The organism is cyanobacterium endosymbiont of Epithemia turgida isolate EtSB Lake Yunoko (assembly GCF_000829235.1).
Classification (GTDB): Bacteria; Cyanobacteriota; Cyanobacteriia; order Cyanobacteriales; family Microcystaceae; genus Rippkaea.
In genome coordinates this window covers 2,585,934-2,599,349 of sequence record NZ_AP012549.1, presented here as the reverse complement: position 1 = coordinate 2,599,349, position 13,416 = coordinate 2,585,934, and the positions used below count along the sequence as shown (strand labels likewise).

Sequence of the window (13,416 nt, the reverse complement as noted above, 5' to 3'; positions counted from 1 at the left end):
TTCTTTAGCCATTGGACATGGATTAGTAAAGTAGAGAACAATAGTCCTCTTTAAATAAGAAAAGCTGTTAATGCTGATAGATATTTTTCAATTGAGAAGAAAAGCTATTTTTTCCTATCATACTCGCATAATCTCCCAAAAGATAGTTTTAAAACCTCTCCCTTGTAGAAAGATTTTATGGTAAAATCACACATAGTAGAAATACTTTGTTTAACTGCAGCGTAGTTTATAAAAACAAGGGGCCGGCAAAAGTTCAAATTAGAAACCTCTGGTGGTGTAAATATGGTAAAAACAGGGAAGAAAATAACGTGGTTCCTGACAGCTTGAATAAATAAACCAAAATTGGAAGTAAACAGTAACAGAGAACATTCTTTACACTGAGGGCTAAGTAAACGACTGAGGACACTTCTGCCTATGGTTAACTGCTAAGAGAGTAGAGATACTTAAGCAGTACGAATGATTCAGTAGTTCCTATACACAAGTCCGGGCAAATCTACTTCCTGCACGTACAATGTATTAACAATCCTTGATCATCTTCAATATGCTGAATATTAAAAAGATTGCCGGGTACACCCAATTAAGTGCCAAAGAATTAGGAATCGATAAATATGATATTTATGGTTTATCTATCGACGAGACTAGTGTCGAGGTTGATAGCGGTGAACTTAAACAGGTCCAAGCATCAAACCGATCAAGCGTTATTGTTCGTGTGTGGAATAAAAGGAAAACAGTTGGAGTGACAACTACCACAGATATAGACGATAAAGGCATCAAATTAGCCTTAGAAACAGCTAGAGAAGCGAGTGAATGGGGCAGTGAAGACAATGCTCCTGAGTTCAGTCCAGAAGCTAAAAACCTTATTACCAAGTTATCCCATAATTTGGTAAGTCATGCACCTGTTCCTACTCTTGTTGGTACTTTAATCAAAGCTGAAAAAAACCTTTTAGAAGCACATCAAGCTATTATCGGAGTTCCCTACAATGGCTTATCTCAAGAGAGTATAGCGCGGTTCTATCTTAACAGTGAGGGAGCTCTTCGCCAAGAAGAAGGGTCTTATTCTTCGATTTACCTCTACAGTCGTACTGAGCAGGAGGGTAGAAAACCGAGAGGAGCTAGTTCAGTTAAAATTAGTCACAGCTTACCGGAGTTAGACATTGACGGCTGTTTGAAAGAGGTGATTGACAAGACAATTAGTCACATCAACTATCAATCTGTTCCATCAGGTAAATATCGAATTGTTCTCTCTCCTACATCATTTTTGAGCTTGATTGATGCTTTTTCTAATATCTTCAATGCTCAAAATATTTTAGATAATCAAAGTCTTGCTACCCGAGATTCTCTAGGAACAGAGATTGCTTCCCCCCTTCTGTGCCTATGTGATGATGCCCTTCATCCTCATAATGTTGTAACAAAAACTTTCGACGGAGAAGGAACTCCCACTCGTCGTGTAGAACTGATCACTAATGGAGTACTGTCGGGTTTATTGCACAGTGCCGGAACCGCAAAAAGAATGAACGCAAAACCTACAGGTCATGCAAGTATTGGCTCAAAAGTTACAGTTTGTCCTCATTTTTATCATGTTTTTGCTTCGGAAAAATATGCTCAAAAATTGAATTTAGAAGAATCAGACGGAGTTATCTTTATTGATCGTTTACAGGCACTTCATGCGGGAGTTAATTCCTTACAGGGCTCATTTTCTCTACCCTTTGATGGTTGGTTAATCAATAAGGGAGAATTAGCCAGTATTGATGCGGCAACGGTAGCTGGAGATATACAAGATTTATTAAAGTCAATCATTTATATTGAGTCTGAAGCAGAAGTTCTTCCCGGGGGAATTTGTCCGCGAGTTTGGATTGATGAATTATCTGTTACTGGAGAATAATTAATTGGTTTTTGCCATAAGAGATAGTTTATCCATAAAACACTGAAAAGGTAAACTAACTTTTTTTCTGCTATTTTTAAACAACTATTGTAGTTTTAGTGTTGTTGGCAGTTACTATTACTATCTCAGATAATTGTCAATTTTGTCATATTTTAATTTAGATATTGAGAATAACATTGGTCATAAGCTAAAAATTCGTACTAACCTCTTTTTGTATTGAACCAATCTTAATAATTCTAAAAAAAATCTTACCACCCAACAAACTATATTAAGGCTTTCAGAATATTAATATTAAAACTTTACATGACGGGTTTAGTAGAATTGAGTTAAGGCTCTCCTAGACCGAACATGATAAATTAGTAGCTAATATCAGCAGCTAGTAATTTCCCAGACCTTTATTATAAGTGTTTTCTAAAACTCCAAAGATCTGATCTCTATCAAGACAAATTTTCTGGAGTTTTAGAAAATCTGAAAAACAAGACTTTCAGCTTCTATTTATTACGGTTTTGTAACAGCTAGTCTATAAGTACTAGAGTGAATTATTGGTCTAATCAGAAACAGGTTCAGAAGATTCTTGTTGTAATTTTCTTTGTTGGATTAGCTTAAATTCCTGAGCTGCTTTATTGAGATTATTATTCGTATCCTCAGCAAAGTCACCGGCGTTACGACTTCGCTGTAAATTAGAACGGTGCATTAGATCCATTGGATTAAAAATATTACCAAGTTCCCCAGTAGACTCTTGTTCGTTACTTTGATAACCATTTTTCTCATTAATAACATCAACAGACTGGGCTAATATTATCTGAGGAATTCCGCTTACTGTTCCCAAACCAATTAAAATAGAAAATAATTGTCTCAAAGGCACGTTAATAGACATCATTAAGACCCACTTCTACATACAATCAAACATTAAACATCTTAAATCAAAACTACCCTAAGCAAAACGGCGACGCAACAAAGGTTGAATGGCTACTAATATTAACGCATTGAAGGCTAATAATAGAAATAAAACCAATCCAAAACTTAGGTCCGCCCAAGGAGTTTGTAGGACTAAACTATTCAAAGACCAATTTTTATTGAGGTAAATATAACGAATCGGTTCAATGGCATAGGTAAGAGGATTCAAACTGACGATTATTTGTAACCATTTTGCCATGAATGATAAAGGAGCCAAAGCAGTACTCGCAAATAATAAAGGTAAATTTGTCACGAAAATTACTGCGATCAATTCAATATGACCTGGTAAAGCAAAAGCTAGTCCCAGACTTAATCCCGTTACTCCTAAGACTATAAAAAAAACAACCAGGGAAATTGTAGCTAATCCAATTAAGCTTGGCAAACTAGCTCCTAGAATTGCACTAGCTCCCACAGTGACTGCCGTCTGGATTAAACTCAAGGCGATTATATAGATGGTAGAAGCGGCTACAATCGAATAACGAGAAGCCAATGGGGCGACTAATAAACGATTGAGAAAACCAAATTCTCTGTCAAACATCACGGGTAAACCCGCATTCAATGCGCCTGAAAAAGCAGTAAAAACTATAATACCAGGAGCAAGAAACTTAGCGTAATTAAGCTCTTCTCCAAATAACCCTTGAGGAGCATTGTAAAACAGTGCACCGAACAAGACTAACCACATAAGCGGTTGAATAATACCAGCAATCAAGGTTGATGGACGACGTTGCAGTTGAATAAAAAGACGCTTTGTCATTGCAAAGGTTTCTTGAATAAATTCACCGAAAATATTTCCGTCTTCATCTATAGTGGTTGTTTTTTGTTTTTTGGGAGATAAAACAGACTTGACCTTAGAAGGGGTCATAGTTTGACTCATGTAGTTATTCCTCACTGATAACAATATTTAAAAATTGATATGCTGACATATAATTTGTACCTAGAAACCCAATTAACTCATTTTTCTCTTGTCTATTGCCTGTCTTAATAAGCAAGTAGAATTTAAATCCAAGGTGATCAATTTCTACTCTTAGAGTAGAATAACTTCATTTCATTTGTTGTTTTTTCTCAGCCTTTAGATCTCGAATACTGGTGGACTCCAATTGGGCATCCATCAAAGTTTGACCAGTGGCTGCTAAGTAGACATCATCAAGACTAGGACGCGATTGAGCTAAGCTAAAAATAGGTATACCTGACTTTATTAAAGATTGTTCAATTTGACTTAAACAATTACTCCCTATCGTCACGACAAGGTTAAGAGAATTGCCTTGGCAGTGATTAATTATCACCTCTTCAACAAAGGGTAAATCTTGAAGTAAAGTCTTAGCTTGTCGGGCTTCTTCGGCTGGAGAAAATTCCCGAATTTTTAGGGTAACGCGATCGCCGCCCACTCGACTTTTTAACTGAGAAGGAGTCCCTTCAGCAACAACTTGTCCTTGATTTATAATAGCTAAGCGATCAGCGAGAGTATCAATCTCTTCAAGGTAATGGCTAGTAATTAAGACAGTTGTGCCGGCTTGTTGTAATTTTCGTAAAAATTCCCAAACAATGAAACGACTTTCTATATCTAGCCCTACGGTGGGTTCATCTAGCACCAATACCTCCGGTCTATGAAGCAAACCAGCCGCTAAATCTAGGCGTTTACGGATACCTCCTGAATAAGTTCCAGTTTGGCGATCAGCGTAGTTTTCTAAGTCCAGCAAGCTGATTAATTCAGCAATACGATTTTGGGCTGTCTTTTTGGGAAGATGATAAAGGGCGGCTTGCAGTCCTAATAATTCTCGTCCTGTTAATACTTGATCTAAGGCTACTTCCTGGGCGACATATCCTAAACGACGACGGGCCGCTTTAGGGCACTCAAGAACGGAAATTCCCGCTACTTCAATTTTACCCTTATCAGGCTTAGCTAAAGTACATAAACAGCGAATAGTAGTGGTTTTTCCCGATCCATTAGGACCTAATAAGCCAAAAATCTCTCCTGGTTGGACTTTGAAGGAGATGTCTTTAATCGCTTCAAGAGTACCATAATTTTTTTTTAGGGACTCAATAACAATAGCAGGGATCATAACCGATTAATAATTGGGGAATAACAATGCGAACAACCTCATCACTGTCGTATGAGATCTCCTAGCTCACTTCGAAACCGAACTGATGTCATCATTGGTCTTTTAACTTTTTAGTTCAGCCCCGGCTGCTTGATCGAGTAACCACCAGAGTTCGCCTTGGGGCTTAATAAAACGAGAGGGATAAGTCTTGTCATTAGCTTCAGGATCCATAATCTGAGCTAAAGCCGGACGTTTATTCTCGCCAGACACAATAAAAATTACACAATGAGCTTTGTTGATCAAGGGGATAGTAAACGTTAGGCGAGGTTGTCCATCTTTCTTCCCCACAGTAATTAAGCGATCACGAACATCGAGGGCTGCTGTTTGAGGAAACAAGGAAGCAGTATGACCATCATCCCCCATACCAAGTAATACGACATCTAAAGCGGGAAACTCTCCTGGAACAACCTGGAAAAACTCTCTTAATTCAGCTTCGTGGGTTTGTGCATCAATAGAGGGATCACCCGACTCTGTAGGCATGGGATGGATATTTTCTGCTGGAATAGGAACTAGATTGAGCCAAGCTTGACGTGCCATCCGTTGATTACTGTCTGAATGATCACGACTCACATAACGTTCGTCTCCCCAGAAAATATGTATTTTTTCCCAAGGTAAAGATTGTTTAGCTAAAGCTTCATACAATGCTTTAGGAGTGTTGCCACCAGATAGAGCGAGGCTACATTTTTCTTTGTTTTGAATGGCATTGGTTATTTTTTCCACTGTCAGAGACAGCGATCTCTCAATGAGAGCAGTTGCATTTGGTAAGACTTCAATTAATTTTTTCATTGCTTTTAAATTGTGTTTAGCTGTAACCTATATAGACTATTTCTGAGTAAGGTTTTTAGACAGAAGGCATAAGGATACACCGGATCTATAATCTTTTGATGGTATTTCACCAAGACGCAGTGTCAACCTAAAAAAACTGAGAGGAACAAATTTCTTCGAATTTTAAAACCGTTCCCAGTTATTAGCTGTTTTGGCACAGACCAATTGGACTACTAAAAATACTATCATATTGACAGTGATTGTTATCCTGACAGATTTGTACCTAATGTTTTCGCAGGATGGTTAGGAGAAGAGTTTATCTGTCAATTCCCCCAAAATATATATTTTGGGGGAAAGGGTTTGCCAAAAAGGGTATTATCCCGTAGCTATTTTCGATGTTTAAATTGTCTCTTAATGATGGATGGTGAACTCTATTATTGTCAAATATAGCTTAACCTCTTTCATCAATCCCCACTGAAATACATCAACAGCCAAGTAGATCAAATGACGATGAATAACCGTACCTTTACCTCTCTTTCGCTCAAACTCATTGGAGTAGTTTTGCTCCTATCTTCCTTGTTGGATTATATTACTCTAGCTATTCCTCTAAACTTGCAAAGTTCTCAATGGCAAATTGGATTGATTACAAGCATTGTTGATCGTGGAATCGTTCCCTTAGTGGGAATAGGGTTGATTTTGGTCGGATATTTTGTCGAAAACGTAAACGATGCTAATCTTCATAAATCCGCTGAATTCGATCTACGAGTCCCTATTTATGTCCTGGCTACCATCATGGGACTAATGTTTTTGTTAATTGTTCCGCTTCATCTCAATAATCTTAATGAAGCCAAAGTCAATGCCCTTAATCAAATTGAGCAAGGAGCTGGACAGGGGGCTGACCAAATTCAAGCCTTTTTAAGTCAAATCGATCAACTATCTAAAAATCCTCAACGTCTTAGCCAACAGATTCAACAGTTAAATCAAGTAGTTGAGTCAGGACAAGTTCAAGGACAATCCCTCAATACTCAACAGCTAGAACAATTACAACAACAACGTACCCAACTCGAACAATTACAGGATTTATCCCAAAATTCAATAGAATACAAAAATCGCATTGACGAGTTGACTAAACAATTAGAAGAGCAGTTAGTTGATCAACGCAGACAGGCCGAAAATAAAGCCAAAACTCAAGCTCTTAAGCAAAGTTTACGTATTGGGTTAAGTAGTTTGATGCTAGCCATTGTTTATAGTACTGTTGGCTGGATTGGATTGAAAGTTATGATGGGGAGCAAAAATTCTTGAATTTTAAGAAGAAAAACCATCATAGCTAAATTTTCAATGATCCTTTTGTTCTTCCGACTAAAATATTTTTTCAGCAATTCTTAAAAAGCCTACGATGACTAGACTCAGCACGATTGATTAGATTAATGCACCCTAAACTCTGAATAAACTATGATACTATAAGTGGGATTAATTACCTTCTTATTGAAGAGTTTTCGGACGTGCTTCAACGCTTCAAGCAAGATCTAAAAAATGATCTAATTGCCGGTTTGTTAGTGGTGATTCCTCTAGCAACAGCCATTTGGCTAACTATTACTGTTGCTAGCTGGGTGGTTAATTTGCTGACGCAAATTCCTAAGCAGCTTAATCCTTTTGACGGGCTTGATCCGATTTTGAGCTACTGTCTTAATTTACTCGTAGGATTAGCCGTTCCTTTGCTCTGTATTTTGATTATTGGCTTAATGGCTCGCAATATTGCAGGCCGTTGGTTGTTGGACTTAGGAGAACGAATTTTACAATCAATTCCCTTGGCTGGAGCTGTTTATAAAACTCTTCAACAAATTCTAGAAACCTTATTTAAGGATTCTAAAAGTAAGTTTCGCCGCGTCGTCATGATCGAGTACCCCCGTCAAGGAGTATGGAGTATTGGTTTTGTCACTGGAGCGTTGAGTGCTCAATTGCAATCCCATCTTAATGAGCCAATGCTTAGTGTTTTTATTCCGACAACTCCTAATCCTACCTCTGGGTGGTATGCTATTGTTTCTGAAAATGATGTAGTTAACTTATCCATTTCTATCGAAGATGCTTTTAAAGTGCTGATTTCTGGCGGTATAGTCAGCCCTCATGCTACAGCATCGGTCTCAGTTACCTTATCTCAATCTCATGATCAAAAGTTAGTTTCATTAGAAAACCCCATTATTCAAGAACCTGCTCATACCTTTTCGACGGAAGACGAAAAGATATGAATGGGGACCATAAACTGTGCGGTTCATGGTTAGGTTAATAGTTTGTCATGACCTTATACCTGAGTACGAGCCTATTGCCCATTGATGCGAGTTCAATTGTACAGTCAGTCCACTTTGGAATTTTTCTTGTTCTCCCACTTTTGACTTTTGATATCATCGTAACTATGCATTTTAACCAGAAACCTCGCCGAATCTCCCGTGAATTGGCCCTGTTGAGTCTCAGTCAAATTAAGGGAAGTTCCAAAAAACTTGAACAAACAGAGTTGAGTAATTTAGTCTTAGTGGCAATTCGTACTTTAACCACTGAAGGACAAGATATTTTAGAAACCGCTGCAGCGGAGGTAACACGTAGTCATAAACGATTGCTAAAAAGTGAGACTCAAGCGGCTGATGTTCAAAGTGCAAAAGCCATGGTGTCCGAAGCCATTGAACTAGCTCAAGGAGCTATTAACCGCCTAGTTCATGCAATTGAACTACCTGAAATGATTCAGCTTTCGAGTCAACACGAGGTGCGAGAATATACATTGGAGTTGATCGAAACTGTTTATCGCCGCCGACTCGAGATCGACCAGCAGCTTGAGTCCGTTCTTGTAGACTGGCAATTGAGTCGTTTGCCTAAAATTGACCGAGATATTTTAAGAATAGCAGCGGCAGAGATTATTTTTCTCAACGTCCCTTGCAAAGTCTCCATTAATGAAGCAGTAGAAATGGCTAAGCGTTATTCTGACGATGATGGTTATCGTTTTATTAATGGAGTTTTACGGCGATTAACTGAACACTTGAGAAAATCAATGAGCCCTAAAGACCCCACCTGAAAATTAGGAGACTTTGAAGTAGGGAATTAAAGCAACTTAGGAGGACTGACGATTGAAACGAGACATCCCTTAAAATTGTTGGATACTTTCCTTTAAAAATCGTTAAATTACTTGGACTACACCGTTTAACAATAACTTTAATTTCCTGGACTCCTTCAAATTGTAAGTCTTTGATATAACCTTCACAACTGGTTCGTACCGATTTTTTCCGGAAAACCAAACCAGTAATTAATTCCTTATGGTGTGTTAGTTATGAGTCACAATTTATTTCCTTAACTTTATAGTTCGGTCCAGATCCTAGATAAAGCCTACTTGACCAACGTTGACGATAGATCTCATAAAGGGTAATAGCCGCCGCTACAGAAACGTTTAAACTTGGAGTTTTTCCTTCTAAAGGAATAGAGATAAGTTGATCGCAAAGGCGTTGAGTTAATAAACTTAATCCATTTTCCTCAGAGCCTATCACCAATCCTATCGCGCCTCGAAGTTCTATACTGTGTAATAGTTTACCTCCCTCAGCTGTAGTTCCATAAATCCAAAAACCGGCCATTTTCAATGTTTCTAAAGCTCGACTTAGATTGACAACCCTAGCCACAGGAAAGAATTCTAATGCCCCTGCAGCTACTTTAGTGACAGTAGAAGTCACTCCAGCTGCTCGTCGTTGGGGTATCACTAATCCCTGCGCTCCTAACCCTTCAGCTGTGCGGATGATTGCCCCGAGGTTGTGAGGATCAGCAATGCCATCGGCAATAATAATTACCGGTTTATCTGTACTAGCTTTGGCTTGAGAAATCAACTCATCTAGATCTTGATAACTATAAGGCGAAATTTGGGCTGCTACTCCTTGATGATTTCCCCCGTGAGTAATTTGATTTAAGCGTTGAATGTTAACTTCATCAATTACTGTTCCTTTAGCTTTCGCTATTTGGAGTAAGGAATGAAAGCGAGTATCGTAATGGAGTTTGTTCGTAATCCAAATTCGATTTAACTGGCGACCACTTTCTAAGGAGGTGAGAACAGAATGGCGACCATAAACTAGATCATTAACTTCATCATCTTTCTCTAGAGCCTTAGGGTAACTATTTGTTCTCAATAAAGATTTTGTTTTGTTTATCGTTGGTTTTCTAGATTTATAAGAATTATTGCGGGAAACTGGATGAGGTTTTTCTGTCATAACCGATGTGTGGAGAAGAATAAAGATATGTCTATCCTTTTAGAAGCAAAGACTCTGGTAATGTATCCATAAAACAATAGATAGTGAGTTAATTACCATAGAACCCCTTAGAAATAGCTAATGAGATTTACTAGAGGTGTACAAAATCTGAACTTTTGATTATGGTCAGTTATATCATTTTTAGAGATAGGGTTACTTTGAACTAATTATAAGAAATGGACGAATAATTGAGGCAGAGCTCGTTTATTCCCGACTAGCAACGGTAGTGTAATTAAGACAAATAGTCATCTCGTACCTTCTAGAGCACCCTATTAGGGTCAGGCATGAATCACTTTATCTTCGGGATTTACTAACCTTAAAAGTTTTTGCTTAATTTGTGTGTCAAAGACCTTCCATTTAAGTTTAGTGTAGTTAGTGCTGTCTTTACTTCCCCCAAGAAAACCAACAGGAATCTCAAACCCACCAGCCATTTCTCTTCCACCTCCATAGTATCGACCTTGACCATCTTTTCCCAAAGCGTCCTTCAGAAATTCATCAGGATCGAGGGTAAATTTATTAGTTCTGAGAGAACCGATGACTACCTCAATATCATTATCTTGATCGTGGATAATGCCATACACCACGGCAGTATGAATATTTTCTTCTGTGACTAAAAAATCAGCAGCCTGAGGAATTGCATCTCGATCTTCGTAACGTAAATAACCTACTCCAGCAATAGAAACATTATTTTGAGTCCAACGATTTTTCAGTGATCGTTCAATCACATCCATCACTCGCCGTGAGCGCGCTGATTGCAGCACGGTATTGAGTAACTGGGAGTCATAGATACGAGATAAATAAGCTGCTGCTAATAAGTCTTGTTCTTGAGCTTGGAGTAAATTATTAGTATCCGAACGAATGCCATGCATCAAAGCAGTTGCACACTTTACATGAACGTTATCACTGCTATCAAGGTCTAACAGTCCTGCCTGTAGGTATTGAGTAATAATCGTTGCGGTGGCACGAGTTTGAGGTCGCAAGTCAAGAAATTCTGCTCTAATATCTCCTTGTTTGCCATGATGGTCAATAACGACAGCAATGGGAATTTCAGCTTGTTTCAACAACGGCATCAGTTTACTGGTATTCCCTTGACTGTCCACTAACACGCAACTTTGATAAACAGAAAGATTTTGTTCTTTAAGGGTATTAACACTCCATCGTTTAGCAGGTAGTCCAGTTAACTTAACTAAGGCAATATTTTCCTGATGGGATAGGGTTCCGGCATAGACGATATCACAGTTAATATCATAGGGTTGGGCAATGAGTTGATAAGCCCAGGCACTTGAGAGAGCATCAGGATCAGGAAAATCCTGAATTACAACAATCTGACATTCTCCTCGATGATGTTCTAAAGTCTGTTGTAACTTGTGAGCAAGTTTTTCCGAGAATACATCGTGATTTTTCTTTCCATGACTGGAGATGATAGTTGTTGAACTGTTCTTTTCAGAATCCGTGTTCTTTTGGTCAGTTTCTCCCAGAGCCAACTGCGATATTAACTTTGTCTGCGAGGTTTTATGGTTACTAGGAGTAAGTAAAGTTGATTTCATCTGCAAGTAGTTTAGTAAGAAGAGATGGTTAATAATGGAAATTAATTTAAGAGGTTCAGAGATTTTTAACTAACTGCGGTCAGATTCTAGCATTTTACTAGAAAAAATTAGCAAGAAGACAACTCTATGAAGTGTAAAAGGCAATTAGGATGGTTAACCGTATATTCAACTACTTTATTGAGATAAAGAAAGATACCTAAAGGTTACTTTCGGGTCTTCTTGTGATTGATCGGCAAGACAAAGCATTTCTAAATCTTTTGTTAAAAGATTTAGAAAAAAAGATCCAATTTGGATTACGCACATTTTCTCAATTACTCCATCATTTTAACTTAATTTTTACAGTAGGTTTTCTTTTGTCATAAAACAGTAAGATTTAACCACATATCTTTGAATAAGTATTATTTGATTTTTCTAGGAAATCAATAGTTTAATCTTCAATCTTTCTAGATTAACTAATATTTAATTATTGATATTTTTGTTTTGCTCTAAATTATTGTCAAAAACAAAATAAACAATAATAATTGTAATATATATAATATTTGATAAACTCTAGAATAATGTTCTAAAGTTAGGGAACAAGATAATAAGTATAATTGTTTAATTATGAGACAAAATCTGGCTAAATATTAGAAATATTAAAACTAAAACCAGTATATTTACAGGCTAAAATAATTTATATTTAAAATTATGGCTTAACTAACGCCTGTTGACTTATTTAATAATAAATAAAAAATAGTCCTATGATTTATATTATAATGGGTGTATCTGGTTCGGGAAAAACAACTATAGGAAAACAACTTAGCTGTCATTTACACTATCATTTTTATGATGCAGACAATTTTCATCCACCAGAAAATATCCAAAAAATGAGTCAGGGAATTCCTCTTGATGACAAAGATCGCCAGCCTTGGTTACTATCTCTCAGTTACTTAATTAATAATTTACAACAACATCAAAAAAATGCTGTTATTGCTTGTTCATCTCTCAAGAAATCCTATAGAAAATCATTGCAAGGTAATTATAAATATCTAGTTTGGATTTATCTTAAAGGAAGTTTTGAACAAATTCTAGAAAGACTTGAAAAACGACAAGAACATTTCATGAAAAGTCAGATGCTCAAGTCTCAATTTAAAGACCTAGAAGAACCAGAAAACGCGATCATTATCGATATTGCTTCAACTACAGAGCAAATAATAAAACAGATTTTATCTAATCCAACTTTTTTTCAATAAATAATAAAAAATTAAAATAATTAGTCAAAAAAAATATGATTAAGGAGTAAAATTATGATACTTAAGTTAAAGTATAAAATATTATCAATAATATGACTTATAATTGAATATTAAGCCATTATTGATATAGCCACAACTGATTTTTGACTTTACAAGTAGCTAACATAAAGTTTTTTTAGCAAATATCTCCCCGTCAGGAATAGCCATTACGTTCCCAAAATTCTAGCTGATTTTTCAGCAAACATTCTAACCGATTAATTTATTTACCTTTCTTTCAAGAATATAAATGAAAAACTATTAATCGCATTTGTTCATTATGATTGGGAAGTAAAGATTCTCCGAATAATTCAAACACTAAAAATTTATTCTCCCTTATCAAATTTTCAAGAGGAAGATTAATCGCATATCCCTCATAAAAATGTTGCACTACATAGGCTAATGGCAGAGCAAGTTCCACTAACTTTATAAAATAGATGACTTTAATTTCTTTCTACTTAACTTTTAATTTAGATCAACAGATAACACGCTAAAAGTACTTGGGACATACCTGATAAAAAAATTTAATCAAATCCAACCAACTAAATATTTTAGAAGCAGCTAATCCCCAGACTCGAAATTTCCAATTTTGGAGATTAATTCCGAGAGGTATCTCCATAGATA

The 13,416-nt window shown here is 36.8% G+C and carries 12 protein-coding genes; 5 read left to right on the top strand and 7 right to left on the bottom strand.

From position 1 onward, the window contains the following. The first annotated feature begins 541 nt into the window (after positions 1-541). Positions 542-1,882 carry a TldD/PmbA family protein gene (locus ETSB_RS08100; protein WP_044107350.1) on the top strand — a complete coding sequence of 447 codons (1,341 nt, stop codon included), beginning with the start codon at positions 542-544 and terminating at the stop codon, positions 1,880-1,882. 547 nt (positions 1,883-2,429) lie between these two features. Here ETSB_RS08100 and ETSB_RS08095 read toward each other — a convergent pair. The 4 genes from ETSB_RS08095 to pgl form a co-directional block, all read right to left on the bottom strand. Next, positions 2,430-2,762: a hypothetical protein gene (locus tag ETSB_RS08095; RefSeq protein ID WP_044107348.1), complete on the bottom strand. Its 333-nt coding sequence runs from the start codon at positions 2,760-2,762 to the stop codon at positions 2,430-2,432. Positions 2,763-2,816: 54 nt separating this feature from the next. Beyond that, complete coding sequence (locus ETSB_RS08090; RefSeq protein WP_044107347.1) at positions 2,817-3,713, bottom strand: ABC transporter permease; 897 nt, start codon at positions 3,711-3,713, stop codon at positions 2,817-2,819. 166 nt (positions 3,714-3,879) lie between these two features. Then, complete coding sequence (locus ETSB_RS08085) at positions 3,880-4,899, bottom strand: daunorubicin resistance protein DrrA family ABC transporter ATP-binding protein (protein ID WP_044107346.1); 1,020 nt, start codon at positions 4,897-4,899, stop codon at positions 3,880-3,882. Positions 4,900-5,001: 102 nt separating this feature from the next. After that, a complete protein-coding gene (gene pgl, locus ETSB_RS08080) occupies positions 5,002-5,724 on the bottom strand; it encodes a 6-phosphogluconolactonase (RefSeq protein WP_044107345.1) in 723 nt (240 codons plus the stop codon). A gap of 489 nt (positions 5,725-6,213) precedes the next feature. On the opposite strand from pgl, the gene hpsJ-B reads away from it, so the two are divergent. The 3 genes from hpsJ-B to nusB all read left to right on the top strand — a co-directional run bounded on the left by hpsJ-B (position 6,214) and on the right by nusB (position 8,764). Next, positions 6,214-7,005 (top strand): hormogonium polysaccharide biosynthesis protein HpsJ, encoded by a 792-nt coding sequence (gene hpsJ-B, locus ETSB_RS08075; RefSeq protein WP_044107344.1) that lies wholly within the window; start codon positions 6,214-6,216, stop codon positions 7,003-7,005. 200 nt (positions 7,006-7,205) lie between these two features. After that, a complete protein-coding gene (locus ETSB_RS08070; protein ID WP_044107342.1) occupies positions 7,206-7,949 on the top strand; it encodes a DUF502 domain-containing protein in 744 nt (247 codons plus the stop codon). 164 nt (positions 7,950-8,113) lie between these two features. Then, on the top strand, positions 8,114-8,764 hold the full coding sequence (nusB, locus tag ETSB_RS08065) for a transcription antitermination factor NusB (RefSeq protein WP_044107695.1): 651 nt from the start codon (positions 8,114-8,116) through the stop codon (positions 8,762-8,764). On the opposite strand, the gene ETSB_RS09740 is transcribed toward nusB, so the two are convergent. From ETSB_RS09740 to ETSB_RS08055, 3 genes are all read right to left on the bottom strand, one after another. After that, entirely contained in the window at positions 8,748-8,984 is a 237-nt protein-coding gene (locus ETSB_RS09740) for a DUF1816 domain-containing protein (RefSeq protein ID WP_232509890.1), read from the bottom strand. The genes nusB and ETSB_RS09740 overlap by 17 nt on opposite strands. Before the next feature lie 30 nt (positions 8,985-9,014). Further along, positions 9,015-9,938, bottom strand: a complete 924-nt coding sequence (gene rlmB / locus ETSB_RS08060) for a 23S rRNA (guanosine(2251)-2'-O)-methyltransferase RlmB (protein WP_044107341.1) — start codon at positions 9,936-9,938, stop codon at positions 9,015-9,017. Between the two features lie 317 nt (positions 9,939-10,255). Continuing rightward, positions 10,256-11,524, bottom strand: coding sequence for a DHH family phosphoesterase (locus tag ETSB_RS08055; protein WP_044107339.1), 1,269 nt, complete (start codon positions 11,522-11,524; stop codon positions 10,256-10,258). A gap of 740 nt (positions 11,525-12,264) precedes the next feature. Between ETSB_RS08055 and ETSB_RS08050 the strand changes: the two genes are divergently transcribed. Beyond that, the gene (locus ETSB_RS08050; protein ID WP_044107338.1) at positions 12,265-12,756 is read left to right on the top strand and encodes a gluconokinase; all 492 of its coding nucleotides are present in this window, start codon (positions 12,265-12,267) and stop codon (positions 12,754-12,756) included. The last annotated feature ends 660 nt before the right edge of the window (positions 12,757-13,416 follow it).